Source organism: Actinopolyspora alba (assembly GCF_900112765.1).
In the GTDB taxonomy this organism is placed as follows: domain Bacteria; phylum Actinomycetota; class Actinomycetes; order Mycobacteriales; family Pseudonocardiaceae; genus Actinopolyspora; species Actinopolyspora alba.
Genome location: NZ_FOMZ01000004.1, coordinates 95,992 through 113,791, shown reverse-complemented (window position 1 = coordinate 113,791; position 17,800 = coordinate 95,992). Strand labels below are relative to the sequence as shown.

The 17,800-nt window shown below is 66.1% G+C and carries 18 protein-coding genes; 7 read left to right on the top strand and 11 right to left on the bottom strand.

The window, feature by feature from the left end:
* Positions 1 to 15 precede the first annotated feature (15 nt).
* Complete coding sequence (locus tag BM150_RS06895) at positions 16 to 1,398, bottom strand: helix-turn-helix domain-containing protein (RefSeq protein WP_092925267.1); 1,383 nt, start codon at positions 1,396 to 1,398, stop codon at positions 16 to 18.
* 221 nt (positions 1,399 to 1,619) lie between these two features.
* On the opposite strand from BM150_RS06895, the gene BM150_RS06890 reads away from it, so the two are divergent.
* Both BM150_RS06890 and BM150_RS06885 read left to right on the top strand, forming a co-directional pair.
* The gene (locus tag BM150_RS06890) at positions 1,620 to 1,895 is read left to right on the top strand and encodes a hypothetical protein (protein WP_092925265.1); all 276 of its coding nucleotides are present in this window, start codon (positions 1,620 to 1,622) and stop codon (positions 1,893 to 1,895) included.
* 12 nt (positions 1,896 to 1,907) lie between these two features.
* Positions 1,908 to 2,246, top strand: coding sequence for a hypothetical protein (locus BM150_RS06885; protein ID WP_092925263.1), 339 nt, complete (start codon positions 1,908 to 1,910; stop codon positions 2,244 to 2,246).
* Positions 2,247 to 2,856: 610 nt separating this feature from the next.
* Here the strand turns inward: BM150_RS06885 and BM150_RS06880 are convergent.
* A complete protein-coding gene (locus BM150_RS06880; RefSeq protein ID WP_245755318.1) occupies positions 2,857 to 6,216 on the bottom strand; it encodes an L-tyrosine/L-tryptophan isonitrile synthase family protein in 3,360 nt (1,119 codons plus the stop codon).
* A 521-nt stretch (positions 6,217 to 6,737) separates the two neighbouring features.
* Between BM150_RS06880 and BM150_RS06875 the strand changes: the two genes are divergently transcribed.
* Positions 6,738 to 7,385 (top strand): TetR/AcrR family transcriptional regulator, encoded by a 648-nt coding sequence (locus tag BM150_RS06875; RefSeq protein ID WP_092925261.1) that lies wholly within the window; start codon positions 6,738 to 6,740, stop codon positions 7,383 to 7,385.
* Here BM150_RS06875 and BM150_RS06870 read toward each other — a convergent pair.
* Entirely contained in the window at positions 7,355 to 8,632 is a 1,278-nt protein-coding gene (locus BM150_RS06870; protein ID WP_245755317.1) for an alanine racemase, read from the bottom strand. The two genes, BM150_RS06875 and BM150_RS06870, sit on opposite strands and share 31 nt — an antisense overlap.
* 87 nt (positions 8,633 to 8,719) lie before the next feature.
* On the opposite strand from BM150_RS06870, the gene BM150_RS06865 reads away from it, so the two are divergent.
* The gene (locus BM150_RS06865; RefSeq protein ID WP_092925259.1) at positions 8,720 to 10,054 is read left to right on the top strand and encodes a D-arabinono-1,4-lactone oxidase; all 1,335 of its coding nucleotides are present in this window, start codon (positions 8,720 to 8,722) and stop codon (positions 10,052 to 10,054) included.
* Positions 10,055 to 10,351: 297 nt separating this feature from the next.
* Here the strand turns inward: BM150_RS06865 and BM150_RS06860 are convergent, their stop codons facing one another.
* The 6 genes from BM150_RS06860 to BM150_RS06840 form a co-directional block, all read right to left on the bottom strand.
* On the bottom strand, positions 10,352 to 11,167 hold the full coding sequence (locus BM150_RS06860) for an ESX secretion-associated protein EspG (RefSeq protein ID WP_092925257.1): 816 nt from the start codon (positions 11,165 to 11,167) through the stop codon (positions 10,352 to 10,354).
* Between the two features lie 220 nt (positions 11,168 to 11,387).
* Positions 11,388 to 12,704: a hypothetical protein gene (locus BM150_RS06855; RefSeq protein ID WP_245755316.1), complete on the bottom strand. Its 1,317-nt coding sequence runs from the start codon at positions 12,702 to 12,704 to the stop codon at positions 11,388 to 11,390.
* Between the two features lie 40 nt (positions 12,705 to 12,744).
* Positions 12,745 to 13,308 carry a DUF3558 domain-containing protein gene (locus BM150_RS06850; protein ID WP_245755359.1) on the bottom strand — a complete coding sequence of 188 codons (564 nt, stop codon included), beginning with the start codon at positions 13,306 to 13,308 and terminating at the stop codon, positions 12,745 to 12,747.
* A gap of 59 nt (positions 13,309 to 13,367) precedes the next feature.
* A complete protein-coding gene (locus BM150_RS23640) occupies positions 13,368 to 13,700 on the bottom strand; it encodes a hypothetical protein (RefSeq protein ID WP_139219461.1) in 333 nt (110 codons plus the stop codon).
* Between the two features lie 742 nt (positions 13,701 to 14,442).
* Complete coding sequence (locus tag BM150_RS06845) at positions 14,443 to 14,646, bottom strand: DUF397 domain-containing protein (protein ID WP_092925253.1); 204 nt, start codon at positions 14,644 to 14,646, stop codon at positions 14,443 to 14,445.
* 14 nt (positions 14,647 to 14,660) lie between these two features.
* Entirely contained in the window at positions 14,661 to 15,527 is an 867-nt protein-coding gene (locus BM150_RS06840; protein ID WP_092925251.1) for a helix-turn-helix domain-containing protein, read from the bottom strand.
* Between the two features lie 122 nt (positions 15,528 to 15,649).
* Here BM150_RS06840 and BM150_RS06835 point away from each other — a divergent pair, with 122 nt between their 5' ends.
* Positions 15,650 to 15,838 (top strand): hypothetical protein, encoded by a 189-nt coding sequence (locus tag BM150_RS06835; protein ID WP_139219460.1) that lies wholly within the window; start codon positions 15,650 to 15,652, stop codon positions 15,836 to 15,838.
* 51 nt (positions 15,839 to 15,889) lie between these two features.
* On the opposite strand, the gene BM150_RS06830 is transcribed toward BM150_RS06835, so the two are convergent.
* Together BM150_RS06830 and BM150_RS06825 are read right to left on the bottom strand one after the other, a co-directional pair.
* Positions 15,890 to 16,090: a DUF397 domain-containing protein gene (locus BM150_RS06830; protein WP_092925247.1), complete on the bottom strand. Its 201-nt coding sequence runs from the start codon at positions 16,088 to 16,090 to the stop codon at positions 15,890 to 15,892.
* Positions 16,087 to 16,944 (bottom strand): helix-turn-helix domain-containing protein, encoded by an 858-nt coding sequence (locus tag BM150_RS06825; protein ID WP_092925245.1) that lies wholly within the window; start codon positions 16,942 to 16,944, stop codon positions 16,087 to 16,089. The genes BM150_RS06830 and BM150_RS06825 overlap by 4 nt, the downstream gene beginning before the upstream one ends.
* Before the next feature lie 306 nt (positions 16,945 to 17,250).
* Here BM150_RS06825 and BM150_RS24905 point away from each other — a divergent pair, with 306 nt between their 5' ends.
* Complete coding sequence (locus BM150_RS24905) at positions 17,251 to 17,376, top strand: hypothetical protein (protein ID WP_281243665.1); 126 nt, start codon at positions 17,251 to 17,253, stop codon at positions 17,374 to 17,376.
* Positions 17,373 to 17,798 carry a hypothetical protein gene (locus BM150_RS06815; RefSeq protein WP_175496718.1) on the top strand — a complete coding sequence of 142 codons (426 nt, stop codon included), beginning with the start codon at positions 17,373 to 17,375 and terminating at the stop codon, positions 17,796 to 17,798. Before BM150_RS24905 ends, BM150_RS06815 begins: the two co-directional genes overlap by 4 nt.
* The last annotated feature ends 2 nt before the right edge of the window (positions 17,799 to 17,800 follow it).

Here is a 17,800-nt window from a genome sequence, read left to right as displayed (position 1 = left end):
CACCGGTAACCGGGATCAAACCGATCGCGCCTCGCGGAAGGTGCGGACCTGTTCGGCGAAATCACGCGCGTCCGGGTTCATGGTGTGTTTGGCCGCTTCCAGCTGCAAGGGTCGTAGTCGGTCGGGCACCCGCGCGGACTTGACCAGCGAACCGAGCTCCAGCGCCTGCCTGCCGACCTTGATGCCCTGCTGGACGTCGCCGGACCGCATGTGGTTGGTCGCCTGCATTCCCAGCATGAACACGTGGCTGCGCTGCATGTTCTCCCCGTACGACTGGTTGCTCTTGAGCGTCTCCGCGACGGCCAGCGGTGCGTAGCGTTCCGGGGTGAACTCGGCCAACGCGTCGTAGACCGAACCGGTCATGCCGTGCAGGTCGTTCTGGTCGAAGAACTTCACCCAGTCCGGCTCCTGATGGAGTTCGGCCCTGGCGAACTCGTCCTGGGTACGTCCCAACATCTTGCCGACCTGGTCGGGGCGGTTGAGCATGCCGTAGGCCCAGCCCTCGTTGGCGCACATCACCGCGACCGTCAACGAGGATCCGGAGTCCTGCGCGGCGATCTGTCCCAGCTGGAACAGCTTGAGCGCTTCGTTGGGCTGCTGGTAGTGCAGGTAGACCCGCCCCATGCGGTAGAGCACGTTGGCGACCAGGCTGTCGTCGTTGGCCTGCTTGGCGAACTGCAGCGCCTTGCCGAAGTGGCTCCTGGCCGGGTCCATCAGCCCCATGTCGAACGAGGTCCACCCCGCGAGGCTGTGCATGTCGGCCAGCGAGACGAACAACCGCTGTTTGACGTGTTCGGCGCAGTCGGCGTGCAGCAGTTGCCTGGCCCAGTTCAGCTGGGCCACGACAGCGTCACGGCAAGTCCCCCCGCCGTGCCGGTAGTCCAGATCGCGCAGTGCCTTGGTCGCTGCCTGAATCTGTTGAACGTCGGTCATGCCGATACGCGACGGTGCCGGAGTCTGGGCACTGGACATCAGCCAGTCGCCTTCCTCCGCACCGAAGACAGAAGCCCCCATCGCAACCGCCGCGGCATGGGTAAGAAACTTCCGACGCTTCACCGTCTCGTCCTCCTCAGCCGGCGAGCCACCGGTGTCCTGTTCGGTGGCCCTCACTGCCGTCGCCCCGTCATAGGCGAGGCCCATGTACCCCCTCGGGACGCCGAGACCATCCGCGATTCGGGCCAGCACGTCATAGGCGATGACCTGCCTGCCCTTGAGGATCTCCGAAACCTCGGACTGCGACTGGCCGGTCGCGGCGGCGATCTGACGCTGCGAAACACCGTGCTTGCGCAACAGCTTGTAGATGTCGCTGATGTCGCGATTGGCCAGCGCTTGGCGCATCTCTCGTCCTTCCCAGACCTCGGGTGTAACGAGAGAGCCGTTGGAACCGATGGTGTTCATTTGAAGACCCCTCTAAGCTTCTCGGGCGTCGATCGCAGATTAAGGCTCCGCCCAACAGACGGTGAAGTCGACATCGAGACGTGGTGATCGGCGGGACCGAAGTCCGCTGACCGCTCATCGCGCGGTATGTCCGGTCGTCGCCCACCACCTAGCCAGCCGGCGCCGGTTCGTTCCAATCTAGACACCAGCAAGCAACCGAGCACCGAAAGGACATCCGCGAAGTGGATTCCCCCCAGCAGTCCGGCGAACCGGAATCGGTGGGCCCCGTCCCCCGACCGGAACACCGCCACGACGATTCCGGTGAGACCGCCGGGGCGAATCGGCTGCGGGTGCAGTGCCGGGGTGTGGACCACACTCCCCGGACCCTCGAGGTGCTCCTCGATAGGGACAGGGTGGTTCTCGCCGGACCGCCCGGCGCAACCGCGGCGGTGCCGACCGAGCGGGTCGGCCAACTCAGCTCCGCGCTGCGGTTCGCCGCTGATCAGGCGAGAAAGTGACGGTGACGTACGGTGGACGCGATCCTGGGACAGGTTCTGCGCAACGCGGTGTGGGAGCGACTCGATGTGCTTTCCGAGCTCGCGAACCGCGCTGATGCGTCGTCCCTGCTGTCCGTAGCGCGCTCCGAGATCCCGCGCCTCACCGCGGGGTGGCGGACGCTGCTGACCGCACACGAACCGGACGAACGAGGCAACTGCCCGGAGTGCTCGACCCGGTGGCGCCAGCGCAAGGCACCCTGCGCGGTGTGGCGCTCGGCCTACGAGCACCTGGTGGCCGGTGGCCTCGCGCCCCGTCCCGCACGGCACCTGCGCCCGGCGCAGGCTCTGCGCCGAGCGGCGCCGGTGCCGTAGGACTCGGCGGGCTCGGTCACCGGACACCACCTCCCCCGAACTGGTTTCGGACCGAGTCACCGCCGGTTGACCGGTGATCGGCATGACGTGCCCCCCGACCACGGCTATGCCGATCACCGGTCTCCCCCGTTTCCCCGAGCGTCCTGTTTCCCCGACAGGGCTACGGCGCCGACGGGAGGTCGCCACGGTGGAAACTTCGACTTGCCCAACAACTCCACAATGCCTTACAGCGTCACAAGGTGAAGACACGAACACCTTTTCGGACCAACGATTTCACCGAAAAGATCGTGCTCCCTCCAGACTTCCGCGAGCCGGTACCGACGTTACTCCCCTCCCCCGAACCGGTATCGGCTCGCGGATTCCAACAGCTCCGTCGTTGAGATACTCCGCTGCTCAACATCATCAACGACGACGGAGTCGAACCGGGATCCCGGCACTCGTTTCCCCCCTGGCGAGTACTGGGATCCCGGTTTTTTCGAATATGGACAGCGGGACCCGCGCACGTGGCCGGGTAGCCGTCACGTGAGTCGGCGCCTTGCGGCGTTGGGTCGGCTCTTGAGTAGCGACCTACGCGGCGATTTCTCGAGAAATCGACACGGGCGGGCCCGGGTCATTTGCGGCGCAGGCGAGCTCTGTCCCGCAGGGAGCCGTCCAGCAGGGCGCCCGGTGCAGGTGTCCCGCGGGAAGGCAGCCGCGCGTACTGCGGCGGAACCATCATCAACGGCTGGCTCGGCCCCAGCAGCGGGGAGAAGGCGGGCACGAAGCCCTGGTCGATCAGCGAGACCGCGAAGTCCACGGCGACGTATCCCCTGCTGTCGAGCACCCCGGTCCCCTGCCATGGAAGCAACCCGGATCCACCCAGATAGGTGAAACCACAGCGTCCCTTGGTCACGGCGCTCACGGTGAGCCTCACCCGGGGATCCAACAGCTTCTCGTAACCGAGCTCCTCGTCCACCTGCATGGTGGACAGATAGCGGATCGCGTTGTGCCAGGCACGACGCAGCACCGCGACACGCGCCTGCCGGAGCTGCGGCGAGAGCCGCGAGTCACCGAAGTTGTACACGTCGGCGTAGACCCTTCGGGCCCAGCCGAACCGATCCGTGCCCGTGGGAGTCGGCACGGGCACGGAGTAGACCATGGACATCACCATCTCGCGGAACAGGTAGAGCGAACGCGCCACGCTCTCCGCGTCCGGCCCGACCCGCGCATCCGCCCGATCCCGCACCCGGTCCAGGGTGCGCAGTGGTTGATCGGTGATGTCGAGCCCGTGCAACGCGCTTTCCAGCGAACCTCGGAAGCGCTCGTACATGGCGGGGCGCCGGGCGATCACCTCCCGACCGAGCCGTTCGGTGGCCAGTGAGTCGATCTCGCGGATGGACACGCAGCCGTCGAGTCCGACCAGCGAGGCGTACTCGCGCAGTTTGCGGGTGTACGCGGCTGTCACCGACGCCGGCCTGGGGCGGAAGTGCCTGCCGTCGGTGAGGATGTTGAAGCGCAGCCCGGGCGGGTGAACACCGCGCGCCGCCCGCTGCAGTTCGCGCAGTCGGATCAGGCCGCCCAGCTCGGCGATGTCCGGTAGCGGCCCGCACGCCTTCAGCCGATTCAACGACTGCTTGATCGGGAAACCCAGCAGCATCACCTCGACCGGCTCGCCACGCGCCACGAAGAGGTCCGCGTCGCGGTGCATGTCCGCCAGCAGGTAGTTGGACCGCGACCCCTTGAGGAACTGCTTCCTGGTGAGCACGTGGTGCAGCGCCCCGACGGTGCGCCGGGTCCGTTCGGCGGGGTCGGCGACCGGCTCGTCCGCCGCGAACTTGGCCGTCGCACCACGCGCGGTTCGATCCGCGGCGCGGTCGGCGTCGTCGAGCACGGATTCGATCATGGACTCGGTTTCCGCACGGGTCAGCCGGACCGCCCAGCGCCACGAGCTGCGGTTCTCCCGCAACGAGGCTATCTGGAGCTCTTCAAGGGAATGCGTGTTGGAGAGCACGGGCTGGGACCACGCGGAGCGGCGCCACGGAGAGGTCTCGAAACTGGAGATCACGGGTACGCCCCGCTCCGGAACGGCGCGGGGATCGGCGGCGCCGTTCTCCCGACCGTCGCGTTGCCGGGGCAGGTCCGCCCGCTGCGAGACCGCGACGGTCAGCACTCCGGAGAGCTCGATCCCCTCGACGGCGGACTCGGTGTCGAAGATCGCCACGACATCGGTGTCGCCGAGTTCGCGCAATCGGCGGACGGTCCACTCGGTCGCGGGACCGGACCCGGTGAGCGGGACCCGGATGAGGTCGGCTTCGGGAACCCCGGCGCGATCCAGTACGACTCGGGCGTGGTCGTAGTGCCGCTCGGAGCCCGGTACGCAGAACACCACCCGGCCACCCGCGTCGCGGATGTCCCAGACGAACCTGGGCAGTCCCGATCCGACCGTGTCGGTGACCGGCGTGTTCAGCTCCGCGAGTTCGGCGGTTGGGGGGTCCCACACGGATTCGGCGGCGCGGTGGGACTCCCGGCTCCGGAATCGGAGTCCGCCCGCCCCACCGGATTCGTCGGGGCTCGACTCGGAGCGGCGGGGGTCGGACGGGTAATCCTCGGTGCGGGAAGCCTCCGGCAGGGATTCTTCCGGCAGGACGTTCTCCGAGTGGTGGGATTCGGGGCCGACGGCCCCTGGTCGACAACGATTCGCCCGTTCCTCGCGTGGCAAGGGACGCAGGACCGCGTCGACGTCCGAGCGGTTCCGGAACGATTCGCTCCGGGACTTTCCCGGTGGGACCGTGCGTTCCGGCACCAGCCCGCACGATTCCAGGTCTATCACCACGGCCGGCTGGCCGAGCTCGCGGTTCCACCTGCGCACCCGGGTGCGCTCCTGCACGGTGCGCAGCACCCGGCGAAGCAGCTCGTCCTGTTCGGCCGGGACGGTGTGCACGAAACCGCGCAGCGGATGGTTGCCGGACAGCACATCGGCGCTGCCGGTTTCCAGATCACGCAGCTCGGCCGAGATCACCTGTCGCATCGCGGCGCGGAACTCGCCGCGCCCCGCCCGATCACGCTCGCCGAACTCGGTCCGCTCGAACGTCGCGGACAGTTCCTGGAGCGTGCGGACCAGTTCGCGCACCCCGTCGCGCACCTCGGTCGCCGTGACCTCCCGTGCCTCGCGCACCGCGGTCTCGGGAGTGACGACGAACCGGCCGGTGGCCTGCGTCTCCGGTGAGAGTTCCACGGCCAGGGTCTCGACACGCGGTGTGAACAGCATTCCCGGTGGGCTCTCCAGTGCGAGCCGGAAGGCCCGCAGCGGCGGCCGGACGAAGTGTTCCAGGAAGTAGCGCGACGCGCTCTCGCCGCGTTCGAAGCGGTTGCCCACGACCTCATCCAGCAGGGGGGCCGAACCGGTCCGCAGCAGGGTGGGTAGCCGGACGGCTACGGTCCCACCAGGGAAGGCGGGGTGGGCGGGGGTCGGCTCGCCCAGCGGAGCCGCCGCGTCGTCGGGAACGCGTGGTTCGGCCGTGGCGCAGTGCATCCGGATTATCGGGTCCTCGGCCGGCATCCCGGCGAACCGGCTCCACGCCGATCCGGGACGACGGGTCCCGCCTTGTCGGGACCCGCCCCGCGGGAACGCCTCCCGCGGGGCTCCGTGCTGCGCGAATCCGTCCCTCGGGGGCTCTTCCCCGGAAGAATCACCGGGGATCCTCTCGAGTGCTTCGGTGAGCAGCGCCAGCCATGCCGGATCACGGTGTCCACGGGTGAGTCGCAGCCGGATCAGCGTCCGGTAGAGCTCCCGCCAGGTCGGGGCCCTTCCCAGGGATATCCCACTCCCCGCCCGCCTTCCGACCAGCCGGACCTGACCGTCGCGACGCGACAGACGCACCCCGTACTCGCCTCCGGCGAGCACGGAATCGGCCCGGGCCACGTCGAGCGGCCACGTCCCGAACGGCGGTACTGTGTTTTCCTCGGGGCCAAGCCGGGACCGACCGTCCAACGGGTATCTCCTTGCTCTTCCTCCGGCTGCGGGCGGAGACACCGAGCTCCGCGGTTCGAACCATCCGGCCCGGGGTGCCGGATGGGAAGTGCCGGGGTTACGGACAGCGATTCGTCTCGGTCAGACAACACCATGCGCTACCCCGAGATCGCGATAGTCAATCATCGAGTAATCGTGCGGGGACGACCGGAACGGCCGGAGCGCACCGTCTCACGCTAGTGAGCGATCTTTTTCGCCGTCTGTGTGACGAGGTGCATAATCGCGTAACGCGATCCGACTCGGGCGCTGGATCCCGCCGACGTCGGCACGGTTCGCCGGGCCGGCGGCAGCGGCGGTCGTGCGGACGAAGGATCACTGCTCACCCTATCGACTGACACTCTGAAGGACCGCTCAGGAAGCATGATCGCTGTAAGAGCGCGAGACTAGGCAAGCCGTGCCGCTTGCCTGGCCGCTGGCGTCTGCGGCGCGCCTCGGACTCGGTCCGGGAAAACCTGGAGCTCGGATACGATCAAGGAGTCACCTTGCCAACCGAAGTAGCCCCGCTGCGCCGCAAGCCCGTCCAGCAACGCAGCGCCCAGCGTGTCGAGCGGATGCTGGAGTCCTGCGCACAGCTCATCGATGAGGTGGGGTACGACGGGCTGACCACGACACTGATAGCCGAACGTGCCGGTGTCGCCGTCGGTTCGCTGTACCAGTTCTTTCCGGACAAACGCGCGGTGGTGCAGGAGCTGACGCTGCGCAATCTGGATCGCTTCGTGCAGACGGTCTCCGAACGACTGGACCGGATAGAGCTCGCCCACTGGTGGGACGCCGTGGACACGGTCTTCGACGTCTACCTGGGGATGCACCGGGAGATCCCCGCGTTCAGCAAGCTGCACTTCGGCGACGTGGTGGATCTGCGGCTGCTGCACGAGACCAAGGACAACAACGCGGTGATCGCGGAGAAGCTCACCAGCCTCATCTCGGATCGTTTCGGGATGCCGCCGGGTGAACTGGAACTACCGCTCTCGGTCGCGGTGGAGGCCGCCGACGCGGTGCTGCACCTGGCGTTCCGGCGAGCTCCCGAGGGCGACCAGACACTGGTCAACGAGGCGAGGGAGCTGGTCCGCGGTTACCTGTCCAGCCGGATCTCGGAGGATCAGCCGAAGGACTTGCCCGCACCGCGGTAAGTGTCGACGGCACCGAGCCTGCGGTCCGCTCCGGAGTCGAGGGATTCGAGCAGGTGGTACTCGGGAAGCCGCTCGGCCAGCTCGCCTGCCTTGGCGTGCCGGAACCAAACCCGATCACCCGGCCGGAGACGCCGTGCTCCCGGCCCCACGACGGGGGTCTGTACCTCCCCGGCGCCCTCGGTTCCGGTCAGTCGCAGTCCACTGGGCAGGTAAGGGCTGGGAAGCCGATCCGGCCCCGCTGCCCCGGAAGCCGCGTAGCCACCGGAGAAGAGGGTGGCGCTACGACGGTCGGGGCGACGTACCACCGGCAGCGCGAACAGCACGGCGGGCAGCGGTCGGAACGCCTCGTAGGCGTCGAACAGGGTCGGTCCTATCAGCCCCGAGCCCGCCGCTACCTCGGTGACGGCCGGTTCGTTCGTGGTCGTCTCCAGGCTGCCGGTTCCACCGCCATTGACGAATTCCAGCGGGCAGAGCTCACCGACGGCCTCGGCGACCGCCGCGCGGCGGTGGGCGAGTTCCCTTGCCGAGCCTCGCCGCACCCACCGGACGGCAGCCGCGCGCAGCGGCTGCCCGGGTGGGGCGTCACCGATCCCGGCTATCTGTCCTTCGTAGACCAGCAGCCCGACGAGCCGGAAGGCTTCCCGCCGCAGGATCTCCCGCGTCAGCTCGCGTGCCTGTCGCGGCGAACGCACCGGCGAGCGCAACGGACCTACGTGCAGCCGCTCGCCGAGCTTCGCGCCGAGCACGGGGAGGCGGGACACGGATGACTCTTCCAGCGGGCGCCAGGCGGCGTCGACCTCCATGCAGATCCGCAATCGCTCGGCGGTGCCGGAGGTCGCTCGCTCGATCAGGTCGAGCTGCTCGGCGGAGTCGACGGTGATCGCGACCGCGGCGGCGGCGCCCGGATCGGCGGCCAGTTCCGCCAGCGCCGCGCGGTCGACCGTGGGGTAGGCGACCAGCAGGTCGTCGGAGATTCCCAGCCGGTACAGCCAGAGCGCCTCGGGCAGGTTGTAGCACATCAGTCCCGCGAAACCCGGTGAGCGCAGCGCGCGACGCATCAGCTCGGGGCAGCGCAGCGACTTCGTGGCCAGGCGGATCGGCTTGCCGTCGGCGCGTCTCGCGAGCTCGGCGGCATTGCGGTCGAACGCGTCCAGATCCGCCACCCCGAAGGGTGGTTCCAGCTCGGCGGTCACGGCGTCCAGCCGTGTCGCGGAGCCGGCGATGGTGGGTGGTGCCGACGGGGTCACGCATTTCAAGGTAAGCCCGCACCCCTTGTTACGCGAGAGATATTCACATAATTTTCCGGGAATCGGCGGCGGAAGGACGATGCGGTCATGACGATTACCCGAACCACGTGGTCGAACTGGGCGAGCACGGTGGTCGCGCCCGGGAGCCGAACCGCACGCCCGCGCGACCGGGCCGACCTCGTCACCGCCGTCACCGAGGCGCGTGCCGCGGGCCACGGGGTGCGCCCGGTGGGGTCCGGCCACTCGTTCAGCGAGATCGCCGCACCGCTGCCGTCCGGGGAACGTAGCGAAGTCGTGGCACTGGACCTCTCGGGGTGGACCGGGATCACCGATGTGGCCCCCGATCGGGGGACGGTCACCGTTCGCGGCGGCACGCCGCTGCACCTGCTCAACGAGCTACTGGACCGGATGGGGCTGGCACTGCCCAACCTCGGCGACATCGACCGGCAGACCGTGGCAGGCGCGATATCCACCGGTACCCACGGCACGGGGGCGAACCTGGGCGGGTTGGCCACCCAGGTGGCGGCGCTGGAACTGGTACTGGCCGACGGTTCGACGCTGCGCTGCTCCCCCACCGAGAACCCCGAGGTGTTCGACGCGGCCCGGGTCGGTCTCGGCGCGCTGGGCCTGATCAGCACGGTGACGCTGCGCTGCGTTCCCGCGTTCGCGCTGGCGGCCGAGGAGCAGCCGCGGCAGCTCGACGAGGTACTGGCCGAGTTCGAGCGGTACGCCGCCGAGAACGACCACTTCGAGTTCTACTGGTTCCCGCACAGCACGCACACCCTGGTCAAACGCAACAACAGGCTCCCCGAGCGCGAACGCCCCCGACCGCTGCACCCGGTGCGCTCCTGGCTGGAGTACCGGGTGCTGGAGAACGGGCTGTTCGGTCTCGCGTGCGAGATCGGCAGGCGCCGCCCCGCACTGGTGAAGCGGCTGAACCGGATCTGCGGTGCCACTTGGTCGGGGCGCTCCTACGGCGACACCTCGCACCGGGTGTTCGTGACCAGCCGGACCGTTCGGTTCGTGGAGTCGGAGTACGCGATCCCGCGCGAGCGGTTGCCGGAGGTGATCGAACTGCTGCGGAGTGCCGTGGCGCGGCTGCGCCATCCGGTGATGTTCCCCGTCGAGGTTCGGGTGGCCGAGGCCGACGACATCTGGCTGTCCACCGCCCACGGGCGCGATACCGCCTACGTCGCGATCCACCAGTACAAGGGGATGCCGTACCGCGAGTGGTTCGACACCTTCGAGGGAATCGTGCGGGAGGTCGGGGGCAGACCGCACTGGGGCAAGATGCACGGACTCGGCGCCGAGGAGCTGCGCGGCAGCTACCCCCGGTTCGACGACTTCCTGCGGGTGCGGGACCGGCTGGACCCGGACCGGCTGTTCGGCAACCCCTACCTGACCCGCGTCCTCGGCAGCTGACCGGGCTTTCCCGGCCCGGCCGTCATCCGCAGCGCACCCGGGGCGGCGGCTCGGCCCCGGCTGCGTCGATTTCTCGCGAAATCGCCGCGCCCCTTCGACGCGGGCCGAGCTCCCGCCAACCCCGCAAGATGAACTCCGACCACTCACGCAGTCGGCACCGCCGCGGGTTCTCCGGTGGGGTTCTCGCGAGGACGCCGGAGACGTTGCGTGGTCGCTACCCGATGTCGCCGGACTCACAGCGAGAACCGTGCCAGAGGTTCCGCCAAGCGACCGCCCACGACGGCCGGAGAGATGACCTCACCTCCGACGGAGGTGTTCGAGCATCTCCTCCAGCTTGGCGGTGACCTTGCGCGGGTCGGCGGGCGCGACGGTGAACCACTCGCGCCCGTCGCTTCCGGTGCTCTGCTGGGTCATGTAGCAGCCCTGCTCGGTGCGGAAGACCTGCAGTCCGTTCGGCAGCTTGTGCGTCCTGTTGACCTTGCGATCGTGGCGGCGGGCCGTGATGACCGCCTCGGTGCCGCGCGGCGTGGTCATGACGTTGCCGAGCACCCGCGCGTCGTTCTGCCGGATGCCGACGGAGGCGAGCGCGCTCATGGCGTTGCCGGAGGGGTCGGAGCTCATCCGTTGCCCGGCCTGCTTCAGCAGCTCGGTGGGCACGCTGGCCGAGCCGCCGGACAGCGGCTTCAGCTCACCGAGCAGTTTGACGGCGTTACCGCCGAGGCCGCCGTACTCCTGCCGGTCCAGCAGAATGTTCTCCGCCGAGCCGGAGTCGGGGGCGTCGGCCTGGTAGGCGCGCAGCGTGCCGCGCCCCTGCTCTGCCAGCACCGCGTTGAAGCTCTCCTGGTCGTCGCGCACCGCCATGCCGAGCGCCAGCGGCGGATAGGCGAGCAGGTGCCAGGCGTCATCGAGGAAGGGGTGCACCTCGTCGGTCTGGATCAACCCCTGTCGTTGCAGCTCGGCCCGGCCCTCTTCGGGGATACGTACCCGCTCGTCCTCATCGAGCTGCACCGACAACATGCCCACCCGCAGCAGGGGATGGATCATCAGGTCGTAACGCTCACACAGGTAGATGGCCGCCGCCGGGCCGACAGAGATCTGGTTCCGCACCGTCATTTCCGTTGTTTCAGCCGATCCACGCGCCGTGCGTTCGCGGGCACGTGGCGGGGGAACTCGCGTGGCGAGCGGCGGGATTCCTGTGGCGTGCCCAGTGGGACGTGTCCGGTTGAGCACGCCCGCGCCCGGCTCCACGCGAGTGTTCGCCTCGGTGTCGATTGGACACCGTCCCGCTGTCGGTGCGGGACGGCCTGTTGCCTCTCTTCGGTGTCGCAGCTGGTCAGCGGCCTTGCTCGTAGGGGGTCTCGCCGAGCACCGGCGGAGCGACACGTTGCATGTCGTTGGTGAACACGTCCTCGTCCTCGACCAACCAGCTCGGACGATCGTGCTCCTCCTCGTCACCACCGCCCTGCCGGGCCCCGGCACCACCCATCGGCCCACCACGACCACCACCGGCGGCATTGGCACCCGACACCACCGAGCCGCCGCCCCTCGGGCCGAACGAGCCCGTACCCGAACGACCACCAGCGGCGGGCTCACCGGCACCGGTACCACCCGCGTAACCACCACGGGCACCACCCAAGCCACCCGCACCACCGGCACGACCACCCGAGCCGGAACCGCCGGACACCCCGGGCGGACCACTCGGAGCCGGCGCCCACCGGCCGTTGTACGGATTCTGCCGCTGCCAACCCCCATCCGGACCCTGCCGGTAGACCGTGCCATCCGAACCACGGACCGCCCCCGGAGGAAGCGAACCGTTGCCCGCGGAGCCACCGCCCGAGGGATTCACCCACGCCGACCCGGAACCGGCCGGCTGCGAGGTGTAGGAGCCACCACCCACGCCGGAACCACCCGACGGGGCATACGACCCACCACCGACCGAACCCACCGAACCGCCGGAACCCCCGGCCCACGCCGAGGACGAGGAGGCGGGCGCCGAGTAGCCCGAGCCCACACTGTTGTCGAAGGTGCTGCCCGCCACCACGCTGCCCGCACTGCCGCCGTAATCGGCCTGCCGCGACGCGTCGGTGTCGGACCCCTCCGGCGGCTTGAACTCCGGCAACCCCTGCGTGGCCGCCGTCGTCTGCTCCGTATACCGAGCCATCACACTATTGGCCTCCGCGTTGGTGGCCCGGTAACGCTCCTGCTTCTCCTCATAATCACTGGTCCACCCCAACCCCGGAACACCACTGACCCCACTGTCGTCCGCCCAATTCTTCTCCGGCGGCTCCATCTGGGCGGGACGACCGTCCGAGAGTTTGCCGCCCTCAGCCGGGAGATCCTGGAAGGTCTTGTGCTGCGTGCTTGCCTGAGTGTCCAACGAGTCCTGAACGGTATCGCAGAAGTCGATAGCATTGCTGGCAACTGGCTTGACTGCGGACACCGAAGCCTTGGCGATCTCCGCCGCACGACCCTCGTGGGCCTCTTCGGCCTTCTTCAGTGCGGCGTCGACGCTAGTGATGATGCTTCGAAACTTCGAGGAGGCTGCCTTCAGTGAGGCGGAACCCTGACTGGTCGACGTAGGAAGCTGGGCCGCATCAGGCGAACCGGCCATATTGGCACGGATGTCCTTAGCCTGACTCGCATAGCACATTATAGGAACAGTAGGACCTGAAGACATTACCCCCACCTTCTCACTTCGCCGCAGGCCATGACGGCAATGATAGCTCCAAGGCCTTCTTCGCCGGCACACAAGGGTCAGATTTACCGATTTCATTCACAGGGACGGTAGCAAAAGAATTAACCAGTTGATTTTGTCGCGTTGCAACATATACTGAACACGAGCCGCTTTCCATAGGCTTACTCTTGTTTGCCCGAACCCCAGGGTTTTCCAGTATTTTTAATTTTTTAAAATCAACAAATTCTGAAGTATTCTCATAGTAAACACTAAGCGAACGATCGAGAATCGGAGAAAGCGAAACCGATTTATAACTCTCAGAATTTTCCCATACGCAAGCAGAAGAAGCGCTGGATCCACCTTCGTCTTTTTCTCCATCAGGACCAAGACCGAGCTTTGAAGCAGCATCTCCCGGCATGAGTCCACACACGTCAACCGCCGTGACGTCCTTCGGACTAGGGATTGCTATCTCAGACTGAGACGTTGACGGAGACGTGTTATCACTAACTGAAGCATCTCCAGGTGAATCCTTTTGACCATTCGAACCAGAGGAGCAACCAGCAAGTACAAGAGTTAGCATAAGCCCACTGGCGACAGCTGTAATAAGCCGCCCCCTACTCACCACACTGCTCACGTTCCTCAGCTCTGCCTTTCGGTTTCCCGCTGCGCCACGGATGCATTGTCCTCGGCCAAGCCGTATTCTTGCAATATTGCCCTGTAGGCGTTGATCTTTCTTTCTAGTTCTTGTCGTATATTCATAGCTGCAGAATTCAGAGACCCTTCACCTCGAATACGCTTCTTGAAAGCCTCACGCGCCTGCTCAGTGGTGTCGTCGTATGCCGTAAGTTCCCCCGGCTCACTCTGCTCAGCTTGCCTTTCCAGAGCACGTGCTTCATCAAGAGCGGCTTCGAGGTCTGTGATGACTGCTTGCAGCTTCTCGTGGTCAACGCCGAAGCCGTTCTGCTGGCTCACGTCTGCTTCCCCCTGGTCCCCTGGGCCATGATCCGAAACCGGGCCACATCCTGCCGGACCAGCGCACGCCACGTCAGCAGAACAGACCCACTATCACTATGACGATCGACACTCTAACGTGTTCCGGAAAACACACTGCGATCACTCGAACGGCTCAGCCCACCCGTAGTGATCCCTCGTACGAGTAAAGAGCTACCGCCACTACTCACCCACCCGCATGACCTTCAACCACGCTCTTACCCCAGAACTGACGCACCGGGAAGCCCGATGTAAGGTCAGCCGCGGATCACCGATCGATTACGGTCAGCAACATCTCTCACGTTTCCGGAATAGATTTCAGCTGCTCAACCACTGATTTGCGAAAGCAAACAAAGAAAGAAGTCCTTTTTCCGGACACACTTCGTATCGCTTCGCTGATACCGTCCGATGCCAGCGGCGAGGTCTACAGCCCGAGCACGCAGTATCGACACCGCTGACACCGGACGACCAGCCCGCCGCCACCCCGGCAAAGAACGCGGATTATCGGGCACTAAGTCTTCCGATGAAACCTTCGGAGGCCGAACAAATCGTTACAGTAAAGTTGCCTAATTCCGGTAGTCATACACCCCGCCCCACAGCCCAAGCAGACCAGCCCCAAGCCACCGGCCGACAACCGCACAACGCTCAGTCCACCGCGCCGGGGCTTCGTAAATTTCTTGGGAAATCGACGCCCCGGCCACGGCGTAAGCAGTGCCTGGGCAGGTCAGCCCTGGTCGTAGCCGCCGGTTTTGAGGCGGTCCATAAACCCGGCCCAAGCTGCGGGGGTGACGGTGAGGGTGCCGCCCGCACGATCCTTGGTATCGCGGATACCGACGGCCCCACTGGTCAAGGCCACCTCGACGCAGTGGGCGTTGTTGGCGCTGCGGCTGGATTTACGCCAAGTGTGCGGTGCGTTTTTTCCTGCCATACCTGGGACTGTAGTTATCCCCGCAAGTTTCGGGAAGCCGAAGTGATCTTGTTCAACGACTCTTCGCGGTTCAGGGCGGCTTTGCTCGCTTCGGTGTGTGCGAGGCTGTGTTCGCGAATGGTCAGTGAATCGGTGATCAGTTGTGTGCTCGTCACGGTTTCGTGCCACAGCAACATGGGCAGCTTGCCGGTGGGAAACGTCATGAGCAGGAACGGTGAACCGCCGATCGCGTCGTGCCCGGTCGCTTCGAAGGGCACGACGCGAATGTCGAGAGTGTCAGGGTAAGCGTTGATGAGCTCGACGAGGTGGTCGAGCTGCTCGGCCAGCACTTCGGTGCCGCCGATCCGTTGATGCAACGCTGCTTCGCTCATCACCGAGCTGAGCTGGAGCGGTTCCGAGCCGGTGATGCGATGCTGTCTCCGCCTGCGGCATTCGAGTCTGCGTTCCACTTCGGCCAGTCGGATGTTGGGTGCGCCTGCCTCGATAACGGCCCGGGCGTAGTTCTCGGTTTGCAGTAGCCCGTTGACTATGGCGCTGTCGTAGGAGCGCACGCTCTCCGAGCCGTGCTCGTAGCCGAAAAAGCGCAGTAGTTCGTCGCTGAACAGGGCCGAGTAGTCGCTCCACCAGCCACGATTACCCGCTTCGTCGCGAAGGCTACGCAGCTCAGCGACTTCCTTGCCATCGAGCTCGTACGCCTCGGCCAACGTCGTGAGTCGTTCCTCGCCGATGTTTTTCTTCCCGTTCTCGAATTCGGAGAGGTAGGCCGCGGTGATCCCGAACCGCTTGGCAGCGGCGGTGGCACTCAACCCGGCTTCGCTGCGCTTCTCGCGGAGCCGACGTCCGAGTTCCCAGGCGGCTACGGTCGGTGAGCTCGGGGCCATCGAACGCTCCTTCACTGCGTCACGCTTTCTGGTGATCTGTCTATCTAATTAGATAGTCGTCATCTACCGTCGATAACGAAAGGTGATCTTACACGTACGTTGAGTATTAAGGAGTGCTCCCGATGCTTGAGGTTCCGTTGTTGGGGTGGGGTTGGTCGGGTCCGGTGGTGTGGTGGAACCCGGTGGGCGGGTTTCGCCACGCCTTCTCCCGCGAGATCCGGCCGCGTCCGGAGCAGCGGCGTGACACGTTGTGCGGGCAGCACCAGGTATCGGTGCGGCGAGGAGTCCATGCCCGCACCGGGGCTTCGTAAATTTCGCGAGAAATTGACGCCCCGGCCACGGTATAGCGACGTCCGACCGGATCAGTCCTGGTCGTAGCCGCCGGTTTTGAGGCGGTCCATAAACCCGGCCCAGGCTGCGGGGGTGACGGTGAGGGTGCCGCCCTGCCGGTCCTTGGTATCGCGGATACCGACGGCCCCACTGGTCAAGGCCACTTCGACGCAGTGGCCGACATCGGTGGTTCGACTGGAGGTTCGCCATAAGTGGCTGGGAAAGCTGGTCATCGGTATTCCTTCCGCTTGTTCTCGAGCAGTGCGTGGCTCTGTTCCGGTGTGAGTGCGAGCGTGCGCAGGTGGTTCAGGATCTCGACGTGTTGGTCGACCTCGGCCTGATCGTCGAACCAGATCGTTTTGATCCGGGTCTCCACACTGACCAGTCCGGGATCGTTCGGAATGGGCACATGGAAGATGGTGAACGGCGCTGTCAACGCAGGATGTGAGCCCAGCGACGTCGGGCAGATCTGTAGCTGCACGTTGTCGAGCTTACCCAGTTCCATCAGATGTTCGAGCTGATCGCGCATGGTCTCCGAAGAACCCACCGGGCGGTCCAGCACCTGTTCCTCGACGATCATCCACGATCGGACCGGCTGTTCGGAGCGAGTGAGGATCTCCTGTCGTCGGGTACGCAGCTCGATCTTCTGGTCCAACTTGCTGTCCGAACGCTGTCTGCCACGGATCACGTCGCGGGCGTAGTCGTGGGTCTGCAGCAGTCCGGGAACGAGGCGCGACTCGTAGCCTTCGATCTTGGAGGCCCCTCGTTCCAATCCGAGGTAGTCGTCGAGGCCGACCGGCTCGGCGGTGAGATCGATGTTCTCCCACGCCGCCTTGTTTCCTCTGGCTTCTTCGAGCAGCGAGAGGTAGTGCCCGGTTTCGTCTTCGCGTCCGTAGATGCGCAGCAGCTTTTCCAGGAACTCGGGCTTGGGAAGGTTGCGCTGCCCTTCGAGATTGGCGATACGTCCTTCCGAGGAGGACATCAGGCGTGCCACATGTGCCTGCGACCAACCCAGTTCGAGACGCATCCGCGTCAGCTCCGATGCGATCCGTCGTTTCAGCACACGTGGACTGCCGGTAAAGCTCATGACTCCTCCTCGCTGATGCCTGCTGTGGCAGAGCGTACGCAGTACCCGATCAGGTGAAGCTACTTGTGAGCCTCACTTTTTATGCTCCACCTTGTATGTGAGGTTCACAAAATATGGCTCACATGAAAGGAGTGCTCCCGATGCTTGAGGTTCCGTTGTTGGGGTGGGGTTGGTCGGGTCCGGTGGTGTGGTGGAACCCGGTGGGCGGGTTTCGGCACGCGTTCTCCCGGGAGGTCCGGCCGCGTCCGGAGCAGCGGCGTGACACGTTGTGCGGGCAGCACGTGGTGCTGACGGATCCGTCCGAATTTGTCTTCCACCTGCGACATCTGCATGAGCGCGGCGATCGAGCACGGCCGCGAGCAGGAGCGCCAGGAACAGGAGACCAGCCGCAAGCTCCGCGAACGCTTCGGCAAGGACGGAGGGGCACTGTGACCGCGCCACCGATTCCCCTGATCGTGTCGATACCGGCCATCACCGACTCGGCCCTACTCCTCCACCCACCGGGGTTGTTCCTCCACCCCTCGGGGCTACTGCTCACGGTCACCGTGACGCTCGCGCTGGCTCTGGTGGGCACGCTGACCCCACTGCGCGGTGGTCACGGTCAACACGCCGACTCCGGGCCGGGCGCGCTGACAGTGGCACAGCTGCTCAACCAGCACACCTCGGCCGGACGACGAGCCCTGCTCACCCACCCCGAGTACCAATCCCCGAACGCGGCCAGGCAACGACCACGCCACCCCACCAGCCTCGCGGAAGAAGACCTCGCCGAACTGCTCGAACTCCCGGCAGAAACCCGTCGCGACCTGACGGCCCGACCCACTCACGGCGAACGACACCGGCTCGTCGCGGCGTGACC

Coding starts and splice junctions, on each gene's coding strand:
- BM150_RS06895 (WP_092925267.1), bottom strand. CDS start 1,398: ATGAACACCATCGGTTCCAACGGCTCTCTCGTTACACCCGAGGTCTGG.
- BM150_RS06865 (WP_092925259.1), top strand. CDS start 8,720: ATGACGATTACCCGAACCACGTGGTCGAACTGGGCGAGCACGGTGGTC.
- BM150_RS06860 (WP_092925257.1), bottom strand. CDS start 11,167: ATGACGGTGCGGAACCAGATCTCTGTCGGCCCGGCGGCGGCCATCTAC.
- BM150_RS06855 (WP_245755316.1), bottom strand. CDS start 12,704: ATGTGCTATGCGAGTCAGGCTAAGGACATCCGTGCCAATATGGCCGGT.
- BM150_RS06850 (WP_245755359.1), bottom strand. CDS start 13,308: ATGCTAACTCTTGTACTTGCTGGTTGCTCCTCTGGTTCGAATGGTCAA.
- BM150_RS06845 (WP_092925253.1), bottom strand. CDS start 14,646: ATGGCAGGAAAAAACGCACCGCACACTTGGCGTAAATCCAGCCGCAGC.
- BM150_RS06840 (WP_092925251.1), bottom strand. CDS start 15,527: ATGGCCCCGAGCTCACCGACCGTAGCCGCCTGGGAACTCGGACGTCGG.
- BM150_RS06835 (WP_139219460.1), top strand. CDS start 15,650: ATGCTTGAGGTTCCGTTGTTGGGGTGGGGTTGGTCGGGTCCGGTGGTG.
- BM150_RS06830 (WP_092925247.1), bottom strand. CDS start 16,090: ATGACCAGCTTTCCCAGCCACTTATGGCGAACCTCCAGTCGAACCACC.
- BM150_RS06825 (WP_092925245.1), bottom strand. CDS start 16,944: ATGAGCTTTACCGGCAGTCCACGTGTGCTGAAACGACGGATCGCATCG.